This window comes from Microbacterium barkeri (assembly GCF_027921765.1).
Lineage (GTDB): Bacteria > Actinomycetota > Actinomycetes > Actinomycetales > Microbacteriaceae > Microbacterium > Microbacterium barkeri.
Window position 1 is genome coordinate 27,963 of record NZ_BSEJ01000003.1, and the last position, 20,361, is coordinate 48,323.

General features: G+C 70.9%; 16 protein-coding genes and 1 tRNA gene. 9 read left to right on the forward strand and 8 right to left on the reverse strand.

Annotated elements, in window-relative coordinates:
* Positions 1-56: 56 nt before the first annotated feature.
* The 5 genes from PKE79_RS04485 to PKE79_RS04505 form a co-directional block, all read right to left on the reverse strand.
* Positions 57-263: a cold-shock protein gene (locus PKE79_RS04485; RefSeq protein WP_271172470.1), complete on the reverse strand. Its 207-nt coding sequence runs from the start codon at positions 261-263 to the stop codon at positions 57-59.
* Between the two features lie 583 nt (positions 264-846).
* Positions 847-2,367 carry an L-arabinose isomerase gene (gene araA, locus PKE79_RS04490; protein WP_271172471.1) on the reverse strand — a complete coding sequence of 507 codons (1,521 nt, stop codon included), beginning with the start codon at positions 2,365-2,367 and terminating at the stop codon, positions 847-849.
* Positions 2,364-3,077 (reverse strand): L-ribulose-5-phosphate 4-epimerase, encoded by a 714-nt coding sequence (locus tag PKE79_RS04495; RefSeq protein ID WP_271172472.1) that lies wholly within the window; start codon positions 3,075-3,077, stop codon positions 2,364-2,366. The genes araA and PKE79_RS04495 overlap by 4 nt, the downstream gene beginning before the upstream one ends.
* A gap of 14 nt (positions 3,078-3,091) precedes the next feature.
* The gene (locus PKE79_RS04500; RefSeq protein WP_271172473.1) at positions 3,092-4,699 is read right to left on the reverse strand and encodes a xylulokinase; all 1,608 of its coding nucleotides are present in this window, start codon (positions 4,697-4,699) and stop codon (positions 3,092-3,094) included.
* A 123-nt stretch (positions 4,700-4,822) separates the two neighbouring features.
* Entirely contained in the window at positions 4,823-5,830 is a 1,008-nt protein-coding gene (locus PKE79_RS04505; protein WP_271172474.1) for a LacI family DNA-binding transcriptional regulator, read from the reverse strand.
* 83 nt (positions 5,831-5,913) lie between these two features.
* Between PKE79_RS04505 and PKE79_RS04510 the strand changes: the two genes are divergently transcribed.
* Positions 5,914-7,305, forward strand: coding sequence for a protealysin inhibitor emfourin (locus PKE79_RS04510; RefSeq protein WP_271172475.1), 1,392 nt, complete (start codon positions 5,914-5,916; stop codon positions 7,303-7,305).
* 41 nt (positions 7,306-7,346) lie between these two features.
* Here the strand turns inward: PKE79_RS04510 and PKE79_RS04515 are convergent, their stop codons facing one another.
* Positions 7,347-8,417 (reverse strand): YihY/virulence factor BrkB family protein, encoded by a 1,071-nt coding sequence (locus PKE79_RS04515; RefSeq protein WP_271172476.1) that lies wholly within the window; start codon positions 8,415-8,417, stop codon positions 7,347-7,349.
* A 105-nt stretch (positions 8,418-8,522) separates the two neighbouring features.
* Positions 8,523-10,046: a SulP family inorganic anion transporter gene (locus PKE79_RS04520; RefSeq protein ID WP_271172477.1), complete on the reverse strand. Its 1,524-nt coding sequence runs from the start codon at positions 10,044-10,046 to the stop codon at positions 8,523-8,525.
* A gap of 165 nt (positions 10,047-10,211) precedes the next feature.
* Between PKE79_RS04520 and PKE79_RS04525 the strand changes: the two genes are divergently transcribed.
* Complete coding sequence (locus tag PKE79_RS04525; protein ID WP_271172478.1) at positions 10,212-10,583, forward strand: MerR family transcriptional regulator; 372 nt, start codon at positions 10,212-10,214, stop codon at positions 10,581-10,583.
* A gap of 294 nt (positions 10,584-10,877) precedes the next feature.
* On the opposite strand, the gene PKE79_RS04530 is transcribed toward PKE79_RS04525, so the two are convergent.
* Positions 10,878-10,961, reverse strand: a tRNA-Leu gene (locus PKE79_RS04530).
* Positions 10,962-11,175: 214 nt separating this feature from the next.
* Between PKE79_RS04530 and PKE79_RS04535 the strand changes: the two genes are divergently transcribed.
* The 7 genes from PKE79_RS04535 to pknB all read left to right on the forward strand — a co-directional run bounded on the left by PKE79_RS04535 (position 11,176) and on the right by pknB (position 20,348).
* The gene (locus PKE79_RS04535) at positions 11,176-11,910 is read left to right on the forward strand and encodes an FHA domain-containing protein (protein WP_271172479.1); all 735 of its coding nucleotides are present in this window, start codon (positions 11,176-11,178) and stop codon (positions 11,908-11,910) included.
* Positions 11,907-12,416 (forward strand): FHA domain-containing protein FhaB/FipA, encoded by a 510-nt coding sequence (locus PKE79_RS04540; RefSeq protein WP_271172480.1) that lies wholly within the window; start codon positions 11,907-11,909, stop codon positions 12,414-12,416. Before PKE79_RS04535 ends, PKE79_RS04540 begins: the two co-directional genes overlap by 4 nt.
* Before the next feature lie 10 nt (positions 12,417-12,426).
* Positions 12,427-13,764 carry a PP2C family protein-serine/threonine phosphatase gene (locus PKE79_RS04545; RefSeq protein WP_271172481.1) on the forward strand — a complete coding sequence of 446 codons (1,338 nt, stop codon included), beginning with the start codon at positions 12,427-12,429 and terminating at the stop codon, positions 13,762-13,764.
* On the forward strand, positions 13,761-15,134 hold the full coding sequence (locus PKE79_RS04550) for an FtsW/RodA/SpoVE family cell cycle protein (RefSeq protein WP_271172482.1): 1,374 nt from the start codon (positions 13,761-13,763) through the stop codon (positions 15,132-15,134). The genes PKE79_RS04545 and PKE79_RS04550 overlap by 4 nt, the downstream gene beginning before the upstream one ends.
* A gap of 55 nt (positions 15,135-15,189) precedes the next feature.
* Positions 15,190-16,653, forward strand: coding sequence for a peptidoglycan D,D-transpeptidase FtsI family protein (locus tag PKE79_RS04555; protein ID WP_271172483.1), 1,464 nt, complete (start codon positions 15,190-15,192; stop codon positions 16,651-16,653).
* Positions 16,650-18,503: a serine/threonine protein kinase gene (locus tag PKE79_RS04560; RefSeq protein ID WP_271172484.1), complete on the forward strand. Its 1,854-nt coding sequence runs from the start codon at positions 16,650-16,652 to the stop codon at positions 18,501-18,503. Before PKE79_RS04555 ends, PKE79_RS04560 begins: the two co-directional genes overlap by 4 nt.
* A gap of 75 nt (positions 18,504-18,578) precedes the next feature.
* Entirely contained in the window at positions 18,579-20,348 is a 1,770-nt protein-coding gene (gene pknB / locus PKE79_RS04565) for a Stk1 family PASTA domain-containing Ser/Thr kinase (protein WP_271172485.1), read from the forward strand.
* Positions 20,349-20,361 lie beyond the last annotated feature (13 nt).

Below are 20,361 nucleotides of genomic sequence, written 5' to 3' on the forward strand. Positions count from 1 at the left end.
GGGCAGAAGGAAGGGCCCGTGCGAGCTGGTCGCACGGGCCCTTCGAACGCTGTGGGTTACAGCGGGCGGATGTTCTCCGCCTGGAGGCCCTTGGGGCCCTGGGCGATTTCGAACTCCACGCGCTGGTTCTCTTCGAGCGAGCGGTAGCCGCTCGCGCTGATCGCGGTGTAGTGCGCGAAGACGTCAGAGCCGCCCTCGTCAGGAGCGATGAAGCCGAAGCCCTTCTCCGAGTTGAACCACTTGACGGTGCCTTGCGTGCTCATGTACTGCCGTTCTTCTTGATGGGTGCCGATGCAGATTTCGCGCCGACCGAGGCCCACGCTACGGGAGTCGAGCCGAAATGGATAGGGCCATCTGCCGAATGACGAAGATGGTCGGCAGATGGCCAGGAAAGGAATCAGCCCTCATCAACTAGGGGGGATAGCGATGAGGGCTGGACGACCGAGAGGGACGTCTGCGAACACGATACTGCATTTGTCCCCCAAATGGGGGACAAAATCGAGATTCATCAGATCGTGACCTTGCACCCCCCGGGGGCGTGTGGCGGCGCTTGTTTCTCGGGCTCAGGCCCGCTGTTCTCGAGGCCAGGACACCGTGTCTCACGCGGCGCCGGAACCGTGCCCGGATAACGACACCCCGCGAGACACGCACACCCCACCAATGCGCCCATGTCTCACACGGCGCCGGAATCACCCCCGGATAGCCACACCCCGCGAGACACGGGCACCCCACCGCCAACTCCCCACCGCCATCACCCCCCGCACCAGCGCCTCACCGCGTCCACGCGCAGGACCCCGCGCCCTCACAGCAGGGCGCGGGGTCCGGATGGTCGCGGTGCGGTGCGGGTCAGAGCCCCTGGGCCACGCGGTAGTAGACGGCGTTCCAGCGCAGCTCGCGCTCGAAGCCGGCGAGCGTCGTGTCGTCGTCGATCGTGACGAGCTCGACGCCCGACATCTTCGCGAAGTCGCGGAAGACCTCCACGCCGACCTGCGTCGACATCACCGTGTGGTGCGCGGCGCCGGCGGCGAGCCACGCGGCCGCCGAGGTGTGGAAGTCGGGCGCGGGCTTCCACAGCGCGTGGCCGACCGGCAGCTTCGGCATGGGCGCGGGGAGCTCGACGTTCTCGACGACGTTCGCGACGAGGCGGAAGCGGTCGCGCAGGTCGCTCATCGCGACGACGACAGCCGGGCCGGGGTCGGCGGTGAAGACGAGGCGCACGGGGTCCTCGCGGTCGCCGATGCCGAGCGGGTGCACCTCGAGGCGCGGCTTCGCCGTCGTGAGCGACGGGCTGACCTCGAGCATGTGCGCACCGAGGATGAGCTCGTTGCCGGGCTCGAGGTGATACGTGTAGTCCTCCATGAGGCTCGCGCCACCGGGGAGGCCCGCGCCCATGACGGCCGCGAGGCGCACGAGGACCGCGGTCTTCCAGTCGCCCTCGGCACCGAAGCCGTAGCCGTCGGCCATGAGGCGCTGCACGGCGAGACCCGGGAGCTGACGGAGACCGCCAAGGTCCTCGAACGACGTCGTGAACGCGCTGAAGCCGCCCGCCTCGAGGAACGACCGCAGGCCGAGCTCGATCTTCGCGCCGTAGCGCAGCGACTCGGCGCGCTCCCCGCCCGGGCGGAGCTCCTCGGCCACGTCGTAGAGCTCGAGGTACTCGTCGACGAGCGCGTCGACGTCGGCCTCGCTCGCCGCGTCGACGGCCTCGACGAGATCGTTCACGCCCCACGTGTTGACCTGCACGCCGAGGCGGATCTCCGCCTCGGTCTTATCGCCCTCGGTGACGGCGACGAAGCGCATGTTGTCGCCGAAGCGCGCGAGCTTGAGCCCCTGCGCGGCCGCGCGGCCGGCAGCCGCACGCGCCCACACGCCGACGCGCGCGGTGACCTTGGGGTCGCTCACGTGGCCGACCACGGTCGTCCGCGGAATGCCGAGTCGCGTCTCGATGTACCCGAACTCGCGGTCGCCGTGCGCGGCCTGGTTGAGGTTCATGAAGTCGAAGTCGATGTCGGCGTACGGCAGGTCGACGTTCACCTGCGTGTGCAGGTGGAGGAGCGGCTTCTGGAGCGCGTTCAGGCCCGAGATCCACATCTTCGCCGGGCTGAACGTGTGCATCCACGCGATGAGGCCGATGACGTTGTCGTCAGAGTTGGCCTCGAGCACGATGCGGCGGATCTCGTCCGATCCCGTGAGGACGGGCTTCCAGACCACTCGGACCGGGACATCCGGCGAATCCACGAGGCCCTGCGCGACCTGCTGCGACTGCTCGGCCACCTGGCGGAGCGTCTCCTCGCCGTAGAGGTGCTGGCTCCCCGTGAGGAACCAGACCTCGTGCTGTGCGAGATCCGGGATGATGCTGCGGCTCATCGGTTCATGCCTCCCTGCGGCGTCTGGCCGTACACGTTCTGATAGCGGTTGTAGAGGTGGTCGATCTTCTCCTGCGGGATCGGCACCGGCTCGCCCAGCTGGCGGGCGATGTGGATGCTGCGCGCGGCATCCTCGACCATGACCGCCGCCTTGACGGCGTCCTTCGCGTCCTTGCCGATCGTGAAGGGGCCGTGGTTCTGCATGAGGACGGCGCGCGAGCGGTGCCCCCGCAGCGTCTCGACGATCCCGCGGCCGATCGAGTCGTCGCCGATGACCGCGAACGGCCCGATCGGGATCTCTCCGCCGAACTCGTCGGCCATGCCCGTGATCACGCAGGGGATGGGCTCGGCGCGGGCGGCCCACGCGACGGCGTAGGTCGAGTGCGTGTGCACAACGCCGCCGACCTCGGGCATATTCCGATACACGTATGCGTGCGCGGCGGTGTCGCTCGAGGGGCTGCGCTCCGAGCCGGCGGTGCCCTCGATGACGTCGCCGTCGAGGTCGCACAGGATCATGTTCTCGGGCGCGAGCTCGTCGTAGCTCACACCCGACGGCTTGATGACGAACAGGTCGGCGCCGGGCACGCGGCCCGAGACGTTGCCGCCGGTCCACACGACGAGGCCGTAGCGCGTGAGCTCGCCGTGGAGCTTCGCGACGTCGGCGCGGACGCGGTCGATCGAAGCCTGGACCTCGGGGCTGAAGTCGGTCATGTCGTTCCTCGCTCTCAGGAGTCGGCAGGCGACGCGGACACGGCGGAGACGGCGGCAGCCTCGGCCGCGAGCCCCGCGCGCCAGCGCTGCAGGTAGGTGTCGAAGGCGGCGACGTCGGCCGCCTCCGGGACGATGGTCTCGGCCGACGCGCTCGCGAAGAGCTCCTCGTCGAGCCAGGTCGAGAGGTCGCGGCCCGAAGCCGAGCCGTCGATGACCGCGCGGCGGTACTGGCCGAGGATCGCGATCCCCCAGGCCCCGCCCTCGCTCGCGGTCTCGGCGACCGAGACGGGGGCGCCGATGGCGGCCGCGAGGATGCGCTGCGCGACGCCGCGCGTGCGGAACATGCCGCCGTGCGCGCGCATCTCCTCGATCGCGACGCCCTCGTCGGTGAGCGTCCGCATGCCGAGGCTCAGGGTGGCGAACGCGCCCTGCAGCTGCGCGCGCGCGAAGCCCGCGAGGGTCAGTCGCGCGTCGGGCGTGCGCACGAACATCGGCCGTCCCTCGGTCAGACCCGCGATGGGCTCGCCCGAGAGGAAGTTGTAGACGAGCATCCCGCTGTCGGCCTCGGCCTCGAGCGCCGTGCCGAGGAACGCCTCGAAGACCGCATCGGGCGCCGACGGATGGCCGAGCGCCGTCGCGAACTCGCCGAGGACATCCGCCCAGGCGTTGAGCTCGCTCGCGCCGTTGTTGCAGTGGACCATCGCGACCGCGTCGCCCGCGGGGGTCGTGACGATGTCGATCTCCTCGTGCGGCGTGCGCGGACCCTCCTCGAGCACGACCATCGCGAAGATGCTCGTGCCGGCGCTGACGTTGCCCGTGCGCGGCGCGACGGCGCCGGTGGCGACCATGCCCGTGCCCGCGTCGCCCTCGGGCGGGCAGAGCGGGATGCCCGGCTGCAGCGACCCCGACTCGTCGAGGAGAGCGGCACCGTCGGCCGTGAGGGTGCCGGCGTCCTCGCCCGCGCTCAGCACCTCGGGCAGCGCGTCGGCGATCCGCAGCCCCTCCGCGCCGTGCTCGGCGGCGAGGCGGTCGAAGGTGCTCAGCATCGTCGCGTCGTACGTGCCGGTCGCGGTATCGATCGGGAACATCCCCGACGCGTCGCCCACGCCGAGCACGCGGCGCCCCGTGAGCAGCTCGTGCACGTAGCCCGCGAGGGTCGTGAGCGCGTGCACGCGGGGCACGTGCTCCTCGCGGTCGAGGACGGCCTGGTGGAGGTGCGCGACCGACCAGCGCAGCGGGATCGCGAAGGCGAAGGCCTCGCTGAGCTCGGCCGCCGCGGGCCCCGTGTTCGTGTTGCGCCACGTGCGGAACGGCACGAGCAGCTCCCCCTCCGCGTCGAACGCGAGGTAGCCGTGCATCATCGCGGAGACGCCGATCGCGGCGAAGGTCGAGGGCTTCGCGCCGTGGTCGCGCTCGACGCTCTCCGCGAGCTCGCGGTACGCGGCGCGCACGCCCGCGCGGACGTCGTCGAGCGAGTACGTCCACAGCCCGTCGACGAGCTGGTTCTCCCACGTGAAGCCGCCCGTCGCGAGCGTCGTTCCGTCCGGTGTGACCAGGCACGCCTTGATGCGGGTCGACCCCAGTTCGATCCCGAGCGACGCCTGCGCGATTGCATCCGACATCTGTCCTCCTCGACGCGTCCATGACCGCGGATGTGAGCGCTCACATTGATGTGTGCGGTTCAGATTACCGCGCACGAGGGCCATCCGCAATCGCCGGATGGCCGGTGCCGGCTCCGCGGGCCGTCAGCCCCGGCGCGGAGAGGCGGTCGACCCGCGCACGATGAGGCGCGGCGCGACCGCGGCAGGGGCGGTCGCCTCTCCCCCGTCAAGACGCCCGTCGAGACGCGCGACGAGGCGCGCGACGGCGAGCCTCCCGATCTCGGCGAAGTCCTGGTGCGCCGTGGTGAGCGGCGGCAGGCAGTGCGCGGCCTCGGGGATGTCGTCGAACCCCGTCACGCTCACGTCGTCGGGCACACGCAGCCCGCGGTCGGACAGGCCGTGGATGATCCCGAGCGCCATCTGGTCGTTGCCCGCGACGATCGCGGTCGTCTCCGGCGCGATCGACGCGGCGAGCGCGTAGCCCGCATCGGCCGTCCAGTCGCCCTCGAGGGTCGGGAGCGGCGCGAGTCCGCGCTCGCGCGCCGTGCGCTCGAAGGCGGCGCGACGCAGATCGGCCTCGATGTATCCCGCCGGACCGGCGATATGCTGGATGGCCGTGTGCCCCAGGCCGCGGAGGTGGTCGACGAGCGCGCCGACGCCGGCGAGCTGGTCGACGGCCACGGCATCGGGGCCCTCGCCGCCCGCCTGCAGGGTGAGGACGGGCAGGTCGACGCCCTCGAGCTCGGCCAGCATCACCCGGTAGGGCGTGATCGCCACGAGCGCCTCGACCGAGTGATCGAGGAGGAACTCGACGCCCGCCCGCACGGCGTCGGGCTCGGGCACGACGCTCGTCACGAGCGGCCGGTACCCGGCGTCGCGCACCGCGTGCTCGACCGCGAGCAGGGTGCTGACCGGCCCGAACCCGGCCGTCGCCGGCGTGAGCACGCCGATCGATCCCGTGCGGCTCGTCGCGAGGGTGCGTGCGGCGACGCTGCGCCGGTAGCCGAGCTCGCGGATGGCGTCGAGCACCTTCTCGCGCGTGGCCGGGCGGATGCCCTCGAAGTCGTTCAGCACGCGCGAGACGGTCTGGTGCGAGACGCCCGCGCGCTGCGCGACGTCGTAGATGCTCGGCACTCGCCGCTGATCCGCCATCCGGTCCTCCTGCGCCTCCCACGCTAGCGGCACATCCCGCAACCCCTTCGCGGATGTCGGAGGGTGCCCGTAGCGTCGGCGCCATGCACGGGATCGTTCCTCCTTATCTGCTCGAGCGCCTCACCCGCCACGGAGACGAGGCGGTGTCGACGTGCGCGGCGCGCACGCTCACCGTCGACGGCGCGCTGCGCACGAAGCGGTCTCTGGCGGCGCCCACGACGTGGCCGCGCGCGGCGATGGCCGCGCCCGGGCCGCAGCGGACGATCTCCGACGCGCAGAACACGACCGCGCTGCCCGGCAGCACCGTCCGCCGCGAGGGCGATCCCGCCACGGGCGACACGGCGGTCGACGAGGCGTACGACGCGCTCGGCGCGACCTGGACGATGCTCTTCGATGCCTTCGGGCGCGACTCGCTCGATGGCGTGGGCCGCCCGCTTCTGGCCACCGTGCACTACGGCGACCGGTACGACAACGCCTTCTGGGACGGCGAGCGGATGGTCTTCGGCGACGGGGACGGCGAGGTCTTCCGCTCGTTCACCTCGGCGATCGACATCGTGGGGCACGAGCTCGGGCACGGGCTCATCCAGTCGACGGTCGACCTCGTCTACCAGGGGCAGCCCGGGGCACTCAACGAGTCGATGGCCGACGTCATCGGCAGCCTCGTGAGGCAGCACCAGCTCGGCCAGACCGCCGAGCAGGCCGACTGGCTCATCGGAGCGGGCGTCTTCACGGATCAGGTGCAGGGCGTCGCGCTGCGCTCGATGAAGGCACCGGGCACCGCGTACGACGACGACGCCCTCGGTCGCGACCCCCAGCCCGGGCACATGGACGACTACGTCGAGACGAGGAGCGACAACGGCGGCGTGCACATCAACTCGGGCATCCCGAACCGCGCCTTCCACCTCGCGGCGACCGCGATCGGCGGTCACGCGTGGGATGGCGCGGGCCGGGTCTGGATGGATGTGCTCGAGCGGCGCCTGGTCGCAGCCGACGCCGACTTCGCGACGTTCGCGGCGGCCACGATCGCCGCGGCGGAGGAGCGATTCGGCAGCGGCTCGGCCGAGCACCGCGCGGTCGCGGACGCCTGGCAGCAGGTCGGCGTGACGGCGAGCGCGGCATCCGCGGAGGCGCCCGCGGCCGCTGAGGACGAGACCGTGCGCGTCGAGCGGTCGGGCGGGATTCTCGGGCGGGTGCACGTGGCCGAGGTCCCCGAGTCGGAGCTCCCCGAGCCGGAGCGGGAGCGCCTCGAGTCGCTCGTCGAGACCGTCGCCGCAAGCGACGAGCCCGAGCGCGCCGTCCCCGACGCCTACACGTGGCGGATCGAGATCTCGCAGCGCATCGACATCACCGTCGGCGAGCGCGAGCTGCCCGACGAGGTGCTCGCCCTGCTGCGCGACATCCTCCAGCGCGGCGAGCGCACGTCGCGCGTGAGCCTCGAGCAGGGAGGCGGGCCCGCCGACGGCCGCGCGCCGTAGTCATCCGCCGCGGCAGCCATCCGCCGCGGCAGCCGCCCGCCTCAGCGCGTCTCGTCGTCGCTGTGCTCGAGCCGGATGTCGCGCGCCTTCGCGAGGTCCTTGCGGTGGCGCTCGGCCTCCTTGTCGATGCGCGTGCCGTCGCGCAGCGGAAGCTGGATGCGCTCCTCCGCCGGGAGGCCGGCCTGCAGCTGGCGACCGCGCTCGAGCTCGGCGTCGAACTCGGCGCCGACGAGCAGCGCCATGTTGGCGATCCACAGCCACAGCAGGAAGACGATCACGCCCGCGAGCGATCCGTACGTCCGCTCGTAGTTCGAGAAGTTCGCCACGTAGAACGCGAAGCCCAGCGACGCGATCACGAGGATGACGATCGCGAGGACGGCGCCCATGCTGATCCAGCGGAACCGCGGCTGCTGGACGTTGGGCCCCGTGTAGTAGAGCAGCGCGATGAGGAACACGACGATGAAGGCGAGCACGGGCCATTTGCCGATGCTCCAGGCCAGCAGGGCCGCGTCGCCCAGACCGATCACGTCGCCGATCGCCTTCGCCACCGGTCCCGAGACGACGAGCAGCACCGCGGCGACCGCGAGCGAGGCGACCGCGATCACCGTGACGAGCAGCTGGAGCGGCTTGAGCTTCCAGAACGGGCGCCCCTCCTCGACGTCGTAGATGCGGTTCATCGCGCGGCTGAACCCGCCGACGTAGCCGGATGCCGACCAGACGGCGAGCACGAGACCCGTGACGAACGCGAAGCCCGCCGCCGGGGAGTTCGCGATCTCCTCGATCGGCTCACGCACGGTGTCGACCGTGTCCTGCGGGGCGAACGAGCCGATGATCGAGAGGACGGCGCCGGCCGCCTCGTCGCCCTGGCCGACGAGGCCGAGCAGCGAGAACACGGCCATGAGGCCCGGGAACAGCGCGAGCACGCTGTAGTAGGTGAGGCTCGCGGCGAGGTCGGGGCACTGATCCGTCGAGAACTCGCGGATCGACTTCCGCAGGACGAACGCCCAGGACGGACGGCGGATGTCCGTGGGCGAGTCGGGCTCGCGCGGGTGCTCGGGGGCCGTGGTGCGCGCGTCGTCGTCGCGGTTCGGGGCGGTGTGCGTTCGCGTCATGTCCCTGCCTTTCTGCTCCACCATCGATGGAACACGGCGGGGCCGCTTTCCGCGCGCGGGTTGACCCGGCGCGGACTCTGTGCAATCAGGGACCGGCGCGCCCGCTCAGTGCCCGGCGCCGAGTCCTCCCGAGAGGCGACCGTGGAAGTCGGTCGTCGCGTCGTTCATCCCCTCGATGACGACGCTCTTCCCGTGCTGCGCGTACTTCGTGACGATGGCGTCGAGCGCCGCGACCGTCGAGGCGTCCCAGATGTGCGAGCGCGACATGTCGATGACGACCCGCTCGGGGTCCTGCGTGTACGCGAACTGGGTGGTGAGGTCGTTCGACGACGCGAAGAACAGCTCGCCGTCGACCGCGTACCGCGCGACCGGGCCATCGCCATCCGCCCCGACCTCGCGCGTGACGCTCGTGAAGTGCGCGACGCGCCGCGCGAAGAGGATCATCGCCGCAACCACCCCGACGCCGACGCCGACCGCGAGGTTGTGCGTCCACACGGTCGCGACGACGGTGAGGACCATGACCGCGGTCTCGCTCTTCGGCATCCGCCTGAGCGTCGACGGGCGCACGCTGTGCCAGTCGAACGTCGAGATCGACACGACGATCATGACCGCGACCAGGGCGGCCATCGGGATGATCGCGACGACGTCGCCGAACACGAGGACGAGGATGAGCAGGAAGACGCCCGCGAGGAACGTCGAGATGCGCGTGCGGGCGCCCGACGCCTTCACGTTGATCATCGTCTGGCCGATCATGGCGCAGCCGCCCATCCCGCCGAAGAGCCCCGAGAGCACGTTCGCGGCGCCCTGGCCGAGCGTCTCGCGGGTCTTGCGCGAGTGGGTGTCGGTGATGTCGTCGACGAGCTTCGCCGTCATGAGCGACTCGAGGATGCCGACCACCGCCATCGCGGCCGAGAAGGGCGCGATGATCGCGAAGGTCTCGCCCGTGAGCGGCACGTTCGGGATGAACAGCTCGGGCAGGCTCTCGGGCAGCTCGCCCTGGTCGCCGACGGTCGGCACGCTCAGCCCGAAGACGACCGCCGCCGCGGTGAGCAGGACGATCGCGATGAGCGGCGCGGGCACCGCCTTCGTGAGGCGGGTCATGAGGTACATGATGAGGAGCCCCGCCGCGACGAGCGGGTACACGAGCCACGGGACGCCGATCAGCTGCGGGAACTGCGCCGCGAAGATGAGGATCGCGAGCGCGTTGACGAAGCCGACCATGACCGAGCGGGGGATGAACCGCATGAGCTTCGCCACGCCGAGCAGGGCGAAGACGACCTGGAACACGCCCGCGAGGATCACCGTCGCGATGAAGTAGTCCATCCCGTAGTCGCGCGCGACCGAGGCGATGACGAGCGCGACGGCTCCCGTCGCGGCGCTGATCATGGCCGGCCGTCCGCCGAGGAACGCGATGGTCACCGCCATGACGAAGGAGGAGAAGAGGCCGAGACGCGGGTCGACGCCCGCGATGATCGAGAACGCGATCGCCTCGGGGATGAGCGCGATCGCGACGACGAGACCGGCGAGCACCTCGCGCGTGAGGAGGCGGGGGCTCCGCAGCGCCTGGAGGACGGTCGGCTCGATCCGATAGCGGGAGGCGGGATCGGCTGCGGGCGTGACGGCGGTCATGCGGCTCCTTGCGCGGGGGCTCGGGATGGTCGGGACGGTTCGAGCGCGCGCCCTTGCGCGGATCGCCGACACAGGTCGACGGGAGAGAATGGCGGATGGTCCGAAGGCCCGGGCCACAGGAACTCTACCCTAACGTGAGGGTAGAGTCGCGGCGAGGGGAGTCGGATGGCCGAGTCGGGCATGATGCACATCGGCGAGCTCGCCGAGCGGACCGGCCTGTCGCTGCGCACCATCCGGCACTACGACGAGGTCGGCCTCGTCAAGCCCTCCGGTCGCAGCGAGGGCGGCTTCCGGCAGTACGACGCCGACGACCTGAGCCGGCTCATGCTCATCCGCCGGATGAAGCCCCTCGGCTACACGCTCGAGGAGATGGCCGAGCTGCTCGCAGTCATCGACGCACGGCAGGGCGGGGACTCGACCCCGGAGAGCGACGCGGCGCTCGAGAGATTCCGCGAGGATGCGGCCGCCCGGCGGCGCAAGCTCGCCGAGCAGCTCGCGATGGCCGACGAGTTCATCGCGCAGCTCGAGGCGCGCTGAGCCGCACCACCATCCGCTCGGTCGAGCAGTGCCCATCCGCTCGGTCGACGCGGAACGCGGCAACCGAGACAAAGCACTCCGCGAAGGCCCCTCCACCATGTCTCCCTTGCCGCGGTTTTCCGCCGCCTAGAACCTCGGCAAGTGAGACATGCAGAACCCAACGGTTGCGTAACGCTCGAGTTCGGATCACGATCTGTTCGGAACGCCCAGCACGCCGGTCGTGATCAGCGCCTGGCGCTGATGTCCACCCGGGTACGGCGAAGGGCCCCGATCCGAAGACCGGGGCCCTGTCTGTGCGCGAGGTGGGACTTGAACCCACACGCCCGTGAAGGCACTGGCACCTGAAGCCAGCGCGTCTGCCAATTCCGCCACTCGCGCGCAGAATCCGGATCGCTCCGAACTCAACTTCCCGAGGATATCACGCACGAGAGGCCCTCGCGAAAGCGCGACCGCGGGCGCGTCGCACCCGCATCTCGTACATCCCGCGGATGATCCGCATCCTCCCGGAGGCGCCTTCCAGGTCGCCCGGACCCGGCTTTCCAGACGACGTGGCTACGATGACCCTGACCAGTCGGCCTGCATGAGGAGCCCAGTGGGACTACTTGACAGCTTCGAGAAGGGGCTCGAGCGCGCCGTGAACAGCGCGTTCGCGAAGACCTTCCGCAGCGGGCTGCAGCCCGTCGAGATCGCGTCCGCCCTGCGCAGCGAGCTCGACAAGAAGGCCGCCATCGTCACCCGCGACCGCGTCCTCGCACCGAACAGCTTCACCGTCCGCGTGAGCCCCGCGGACGCCGAGCGGATGGATGCCCTCGGCTCCGCGCTGCGCACCGAGCTCGACGAGATCGTCCGCGCGCATGCGGCCAAGCAGGGGTACAGCTTCCCCGGGCCCGTCTCGATCGCCCTGCGCACCGACCCCGACGTCGCGACGGGCACGCTCGGCGTCGACTCCGTCATGGCCGAGGGGCGCGTCGACTGGCGCGCGGTCGTCGAGATCGCCGGACGGCGTCATCCGCTCGAGCGCGCGCGCACCGTCATCGGGCGCGGAAGCGATGCCGACATCACCATCCCCGACCCCGGCACGAGCCGCCGCCACGTCGAGGTGCTGTGGGACGGCGAGCGCGCCATGGTCCGCGACCTCGGCTCGACCAACGGCTCGAAGCTCGACGGGCGCCCCGTGAAGCAGGCGGCCCTCGCGAACGGCCAGGTCATCACGATCGGCCGGACCGACATCGTCTTCCGGCTCGTCCCGTCGGCCGCTCCCCCGCAGCGCGTTCCGCGTCACGAGGCCGCCACCGAGCTGTACGACTTCCGCGGAGGCGACCGATGAACGAGCTCACCCAGCTGCTGCTGCAGTACGCGTTCCTGCTCGTGATGTGGCTCTTCGTCTTCGTCGTGGTCTTCTCCCTGCGCGCCGACATCTTCGGCGTGCGGGTGCGCAAGCTGCCGAGCAGCGCCACTGCGAGCGCACCGCCGAGCGCGCCGAGCACGCCGCCGTCCGGGGCACCGGCGGCCGCGAAGCCCGCGCCCGCCGCCGGCGGGGGCACGCGCATCGTCATCACCTCCGGCCCGAAGGCCGGCCTCGAGCTCCCGCTCGGACGCGACCCCCTGACGATCGGCCGCTCGAGCGAGTCGGGCCTCGTCATCCGCGACGACTACACCTCGAGCCACCATGCGCGGCTCGTTCCGTGGGGCGAGCAGTGGATGCTGCATGACCTGCAGTCGACGAACGGCACGTTCCTGGACGGGAGGAAGGTCTCGCCTGACGCCCCGGTCCCGGTGCCCTTCGGCGTCCCGGTGAAGGTCGGCGCGACGACGTTCGAGCTGCGGAAGTAGCCCCCGGCCGATGGTCTTCACAGGGTCCAGCGCCGCCATATCCCACACGGGGAAGGTGCGCTCGAACAACCAGGACTCCGGCTACGCCGGGTCCAACCTCTTCGTCGTGGCCGACGGGATGGGCGGCCACGCGGGCGGCGACGTCGCGTCGGCCGTCGCGATCCAGAAGATCGAGCCCCTCGACCAGGTCTACGGCTCCCCCGCCGAGGCCGAGGCCGCGCTCAAGATGACGATCACGTCGACCGCGGGCGATCTCATCCAGATCGCCGCGAAGCGCCCCGAGCTCGCGGGCCTCGGCACGACGGTCAGCTCGATCGTCATGGTCGACGACTACGCCGTCATCGCGCACATCGGCGACTCCCGCATCTACCTCTACCGCGACGACGAGCTCACGCAGATCACGACCGACCACACGTTCGTGCAGCGGCTCGTCGACTCGGGTCGGATCACGCCCGAGGAGGCCCGCTTCCACCCGCGGCGCTCGGTGCTCATGCGCGTGCTCGGCGACATGGACGCGCACCCCGAGGTCGACACGTTCATCATGCCGACGCACGAGGGCGACCGCTGGGTGCTCTGCTCGGATGGGCTGTCGGGCGTCGTCGACGAGGCGCACATCACGAAGGCCCTCCGCCAGGGCTTCGCGCCCGGCCGCACGGCCGACATCCTCCTGAAGTACGCGCTCGACGGCGGCGCGCCCGACAACGTCACGATCGTCATCGTCGACGTCGGCGGCCAGCACCCGCTCTACACGGGCACGCCGACGATCGTCGGGTCGGCGTCGAACCCCGACGGCGTCGTGGTCGACGTCGCGCCGAGCCGCAGCGTGCTGCCGACGAGCTGGTTCCACCCGAACCGCGCGGCGGCCAACGAGCCCACCCACTTCGAGCCGGAGCCCGAGTACCTGCAGGAGCTCATCGCCGAGGACCGGCGACGCCGCAGGCGGCGCCGCCTGGGCGCGATCGGCGCCCTGCTGCTGCTCATCGCGGCCGTCGCGGGCGGCCTGGCCGCCTTCTTCAGCTGGACGCAGACGCGCTACTACGTCGGCGCCGACGACGACACGGTCGTGATCTACCAGGGCATCCAGCAGTCGCTCGGCCCGGTCTCGCTGTCCGAGGTGCGCGAGGACACGGATGTCGTGCTCGCCGACCTGCCGCAGGCCTACCGCGCGCAGGTCGAGCGGACGATCACGGCCCGCTCGCTCGCCGACGCCGAGGCGATCGTCGAGCGGCTGCGCTCGTACCAGCTCGAGCCCGGCGAACCCGATGAGACGCTCGACGAGGACGCCCCGTCCGAGGACCTCTCGACGCCGACGCCGACACCCACGCAGACGCCGGAGGGCGAGGGATGACCGCCGCCGACACCCAGATCCAGAAGGCGCTCCGCCGCGTGCGCCGGCCGCAGCCGCTGCGCAACCGCGAGCTGCTCCTGCTCCTGTTCGCGCTCGCGCTCTCGGCGGGTGCCGTCGTCCTCGTGCAGTTCGGGGCGGTCGGCGAGCTGCAGCCCGGGATCTTCGTCGGGCTCGGCATCGTCGGCTTCCTGACGCTCGCGCTCCACGTCGTGCTGCGGATCCGCGCCTCGCAGGCCGATCCGTTCCTCGTCCCCATTGCGACCCTGCTCACGGGCCTCGGCATCGCGATGATCCACCGGATCGACGTCTACAACGCCACGGTGGACGCGCACATCGCCGCGCCGAGCCAGATCGCCTACGCGGGGATCTCGATCGCGCTGGCGATCGCCCTCGTGTGGGCGCTCGTGAACTACCGCGTGCTCTTCCGCTACACGTACATCTTCGGCCTCACGGGCATCGTGCTCCTGGTGCTGCCGTTCATCCCGTTCCTCAACGGCGGCGGCAACGCGGTCGTGTGGATCAACGTGTTCGGCTTCAACTTCCAGCCCGGCGAGCTCGCGAAGATCTGCCTCGCGATCTTCTTCGCCGGCTACCTCGTCCGCACGCGCGAGAGCCTCGCGTCGACCGGCAGGCGCATCCTCGGATTCACCTTCCCTCGCGCCCGCGAGTTCGGCCCGCTCATCGTCGTGTGGCTCATCTCGATGGCGATCATCGTGCTCCAGCGCGACCTCGGCACGGGTCTGCTCATCTTCGGGATGTTCGTCACGACGCTGTACGTCGCGACCGGCAAGACCGGATGGATGCTCACGGGCGTCGTGCTCGCGGTCGCGGGCGCGATCGGCGCATCGTTCGTGCTGACGTACGTCCACAACCGCTTCGACACATGGCTCAACGCCCTCGACCCCGCGCTGTACGACGCGTCGGACGGCGGCAGCTTCCAGCTCGTGAACGGCATCTTCGGCCTCGCGCACGGCGGCCTCTTCGGCACGGGTCTCGGACAGGGTCGGCCCTACCTGACGCCCGTCTCGCAGAGCGACTACATCTTCCCGAGTCTCGGCGAGGAGCTCGGGCTCGTCGGCCTGTTCGCGATCCTCTGCCTCTACCTCGTGTTCACGGCACGCGGGCTCCGCATCGGCGTGCTCGGCCAGGACGACTTCGGCAAGCTGCTCGCGACCGCGCTGTCGTTCACGCTCGCCCTCCAGGTGTTCATCATGGTCGGCGGCGTCACGCGGGTCATCCCGCTGACCGGCCTGACCACCCCGTTCCTCGCCGCGGGCGGTTCGTCGCTGGTGTCGAACTGGCTCATCGTGGCGCTCATCCTGCGCATCAGCGACGCGGTGCGCCAGCAGCCGAGGGCGGTGATCGGATGACCGGGCGTTTCGACTCGCTCCGCTCGCTCAACGACCGGGAGGAGGCGGTGATCGGATGACCAAGGAGCTTCGCAGGCTCAGCATCGTCGTGCTGTTCATGTTCCTCTCGCTCTTCGTCGCGACGAGCTGGATCCAGGTGGTCTCGGCCGCCTCGCTCAACGAGAACCCGCTCAACCGCCGCACGCTGTACGACAGCTTCGAGGTGCAGCGCGGCTCGATCATCGCCGGCGGCCAGGAGATCGCGACGTCGACGGCGTCGAACGACATCTACGCGTGGCAGCGCCAGTACGCCAGCCCCGAGCTGTGGTCGACCGTGACGGGATACATGAACCCCGTGCTCCAGTCGGTGACCGGTCTCGAGCAGGCGATGAACCAGGAGCTGTCGGGTCAGGCGGCCTCCGCCTTCTTCCAGCGCATCGACCAGATCATCTCCGGTCAGGATCCGCGCGGCTCGAGCATCGAGCTGAGCCTCGACCCCGCCGCGCAGCAGGCCGCGTACGACGCCATGACGAGTCGCGGCTACACGGGCGCGGTCGTCGCGATCGAGCCGTCGACCGGCCGCATCCTCGCGATGCTCTCGACGCCCGGCTACGACACGAACCAGCTCGCGGTGCACGACTCCGACGCGGTCAACGCGACCTACGACGCGCTCGAGGCCGACGCCCTCGAGCCGCTGCAGAACCGCGCGATCGCGGGCGACCTCTACCCGCCCGGGTCCACGTTCAAGCTCATCACCGTCTCCGCCGCGATCGCGTCGGGCGACTACACGATGGACTCGAAGCTGCCGAACCCCGCCTCGTACGAGCTGCCCGGCTCGTCGCACGTCGTGCGCAACGCGACCGGCGGCACGTGCGGATCGGGCGACGAGGTGACACTCCACGACGCCATCCGCCTCTCGTGCAACGTGCCGATGGCCGAGCTGGCCGTCGAGCTGGGCGACGACGCGATCCGCGCGGCCGCCGAGAAGTACGGCTTCAACCAGAGCTTCACCACGCCGCTGCCCTCGACGGCATCGTCGTACCCCGAGCTCGACGACGACGCGCAGACCGCGCTCACGGGCTTCGGGCAGGGCCAGGTGCAGGCGACGCCGCTGCAGATCGCGATGCTGGCCGCCGGCATCGCCAATGACGGCCTCGTCATGAACCCGTGGATGGTCGACGACGTCATCGGGTCGGATCTCTCCGTGCAGCAGACCTTCGAGCCCTCGCAGTTCGGCCAGGCGCTCGACGCCGATCTCGCCGATGCGATCACCGACGCGATGACGGCGAGCGTGCAGGATGGCGCGGCCACCAATGCAAGAATTGACGGGGTCGAGGTGGCCGGGAAGACCGGGACTGCGGAGACGCCGAACGACGGCCCCTACACCCTCTGGTTCACCGGCTTCGCGCCGGCGGATGATCCGCAGGTCGCGGTCGCCGTCGTCGTCGAGGACGGCGGCGGTCAGGGCCAGTCGGGGAGCGGGAACACGATCGCGGCTCCCGTCGCGAAGGAAGTCATGGAGGCGGTGCTGGGACGATGAGACCTACACGAGGTGTTTCCTTCGGCGGCCGCTACGAGCTGAACTCGCGCATCGCCATCGGCGGGATGGGCGAGGTCTGGGAGGCGACCGACCACGTCATCGGGCGCTCGGTCGCGATCAAGATCCTCAAGGACGAGTACATGGGCGACCCCGGGTTCCTCGAGCGCTTCCGCGCCGAGGCCCGTCACGCCGCGCTCGTCAACCACGAGGGCATCGCGAGCGTCTTCGACTACGGCGAGGAGAACGGCTCGGCCTTCCTCGTCATGGAGCTCGTCCCCGGTGAGGCGCTGTCGACCATCCTCGAGCGCGAGGGCGCGCTGCCGCCCGAGCGCACGCTCGACATCACCGCGCAGACCGCCGCCGCGCTGCAGGCCGCCCACGCGGCCGGACTCGTGCACCGCGACATCAAACCCGGCAACCTGCTCATCACGCCCGACGGCCGCGTGAAGATCACCGACTTCGGCATCGCCCGGATCGCCGACCAGGTGCCCCTCACGGCGACCGGCCAGGTCATGGGCACGGTGCAGTACCTCTCGCCCGAGCAGGCCTCCGGCCACCCGGCGAGCCCCGCGACCGACACGTACTCGCTCGGCATCGTCGCGTACGAGTGCCTCGCGGGGAAGCGCCCCTTCACGGGCGAGTCGCAGGTCGCGATCGCGATGGCGCAGATCAACGAGCAGCCCCCGCCGCTGCCATCCGACGTGCCGCAGCCGGTGCAGAACCTCGTGATGGCGATGATCGCCAAGAAGCCCGAGGATCGCCCCGCCTCGTCGGCCGCCGTCGCACGCGCGGCCAACGCGCTGCGTCGCGGCGACGTCGCGGCAGCGGCCGCGGCCGTGCCGGCCGTCGCGGCGGGCGCCGCGCTCGCCGATGACGACCTCACGCAGCTGCTCGGCACGGGCGACGACGCCACGACCCGCCTCATGAACTCGACCCGGCCCATCCCCTTCGATCCGGGCCTGCCGCCCGCGGAGGCCGAGGAGCCGAAGAAGAAGAAGCGCAGCTCGTGGACGTGGCCGCTCATCGCGCTCATCGTCCTCCTGCTGCTCGTGCTCGGCGGAACGGTCGCCGCGTTCCTCATGAACCAGGACGAGGGCGACCCGACGACCGAGACGAGCAGCCCTCCGCCGAGCTCGTCGCAGCCGTCGACGACCCCGACCCCCAGCGAGACCGCGACGCAGCTCGTCGACGTCGATGCGCTCGGCCTCGTCGGCCGGCCGTACGAGGAGGCGCTCTCGGTCCTCAGCGACGCCGGCCTGGCCGGCACGCGCGCCGAGGGCGAAGAGGCGACGAGCCCCGACCAGATCGAGACGGTCGCCTCCGTCTCGCCGCGCGGCAACATCGCGGCGGGGTCGACGATCGAGCTCACGGTGTACACCGCGCCCACCTTCGCATCCGCGGAGGCCGCGACGTTCGAGTACAACGGGTCCACGAGCGTGAGCTCGGTGCCCGCGGGCGCCTCCCTCGTGGTGCGCTGGAATCAGTACAGCTGCCCCGAGGGCTTCGGAGACGCGACCTACGACGTGACGCTGACCGGCGCGAACTTCGCGGATGTCGGCGGTCCCCAGCGGCAGTTCCTCCAGAACGAGACGAGCGCCGTGATCACCGCCGGCGAGGCCGGTCAGACGATCACCGCGAACTACACGGTCAGCTGCAGCGGCATGCCCGACAGCACGCAGGTGGCCCCCGCCTCGAGATCGGTGACGATCGAGGCCGACGAGCCCGAGAGCAGCCCGACCCCGACGCCCACCCCCGACGGCGGCACGGACGGCGGCTCGAGCGACACCTCGTCGAACGGCCAGGGTCAGGGCCAGAGCGGCACCGGCCAGGGCGGCTCGACGACGGGCTGATCGTCTCGTCGGCGGGGCCGACGTTCAGCGGGTGAGGCTATGCTGACCCCGCCTGCTACTCCGGGGGGTCCATCTGTGAAGGCCGAGACACGCGTCCTCAACGACCGCTACCGCGTCGATGAGCTCATCGGCCGAGGGGGCATGGCAAGCGTCTTCCGCGGCTTCGACGAGAAGCTCGGCCGCACGGTCGCCATCAAGATCCTCGAGAAGGATCTCGCGGGCGACAGCACGTTCCGGACGCGCTTCCGCCTCGAGGCGCAGGCCGCCTCCCGCATGGCCCACTCGTCGATCGTGCGCGTGTTCGACGCCGGGGAGGACACCGAGACCGACGCCACGGGCGGCGTCCGCCCGGTGCCGTACATCGTCATGGAGCTCGTGACCGGCACGCTCCTCAAGGACATCATCGCGCGCGGCCCGGTCGCCCCGAAGGATGCCGTGCGCTACGCAGACGGCATCCTCGAGGCCCTCGAGTACTCGCATCGGGCCGGCGTCGTCCACCGCGACATCAAGCCGGGCAACGTCATGATCACCGAGTCCGGCCAGGTCAAGGTCATGGACTTCGGCATCGCCCGTGCCGTCTCGGACTCGTCGTCCACGGTCGCCCAGACCACGGCCATCCTCGGCACCGCCGCGTACTTCTCGCCCGAGCAGGCCAAGGGCGAGTCGGTCGACGCGCGCGCCGACCTCTACTCGACCGGCGTCGTGCTCTACGAGCTGCTGACGGGGCGCCCGCCCTTCCGGGGCGACTCGCCGGTCGCCGTCGCCTATCAGCACGTGAGCGAGACGCCCGTCACGCCGACCGCCCTCAACCCCGACGTGCCCAAGGGCCTCGACCCCGTCGTGCTGCGCGCGCTCGCGAAGGACCCCTTCCAGCGCTATCAGGACGCCGCACGGTTCCGCGAGGCGCTCGACGCCGCTCTCGACGGCCGTGCGCCGACCAAGCGCGAACTCGACACGCTCACCAACGAGCTCTACGGCCCGAGCCCGCGCCAGGCGCAGGAGACCGCGCGCACGCTCCAGCAGCTCTCGAGCGACACGACGATGACGCGGACGCAGTCCGGCCCCCCGGTCGTGTGGATCTGGTCGGCGGTCGCGCTCATCGCGGTGCTGATCGTCGCCCTCGTCTTCTGGCTCGCGACCATCCGCCCGTGGGACGGCACGCCGTCGACTGCCCGCATCATCCCCGATGTCGCCGGGATGACCTACGAGAAGGCCGTCGAGGAGCTCGAGGCGCGCGATCTCGTGCCGGTGCGCGAGGACGTGCCGAGCGACTCGGTGCCCGAGGGCGTCGTCGTCGAGACGGACCCTGGCGCCGATCTCTCGGTGAGCCCGAATCAGCGCGTCGAGGTGCTCGTGTCGGAGGGGCCCGAGGTCGCGGTCGTCCCCGCACTCGTCGGACTGACGGAGTCGCAGGCGCGCGACGCGATCTCGAAGGCGGGGCTCTCGCTGGGCGCGATCCTGCCGGTGGACGACGCCGAGCACAAGGCCTCGACGGTGCTCCGCGTCCACGCGGGAGACGACGAGGTCGCGGAGGGCGACGAGCTCCCCGCCGGTGCCACGATCGACCTCGAGGTCGCCACCGGCCGCGTCCAGGTCAACGATCTCAAGGGATTCTCACTCGACGCCGCGAAGCGCGCGCTCGAGGAGCTCGGCCTCACGGCGGAGGTCGTCGAGGACGACACGTGCCAGGAGTCGGACCAGCCGGGCGTCGTGTCGCAGTCCGAGATCGGATCGGTGCCGATCCAGTCGACGATCCGCATCCGCGTCTGCACGGGCAGCGAGCCGACGCCCACTCCGACCCCGACGCCCACGCAGGGCATCGACGCCGACCCAGCCGAGCGCTAGACGGCGCCGGGCG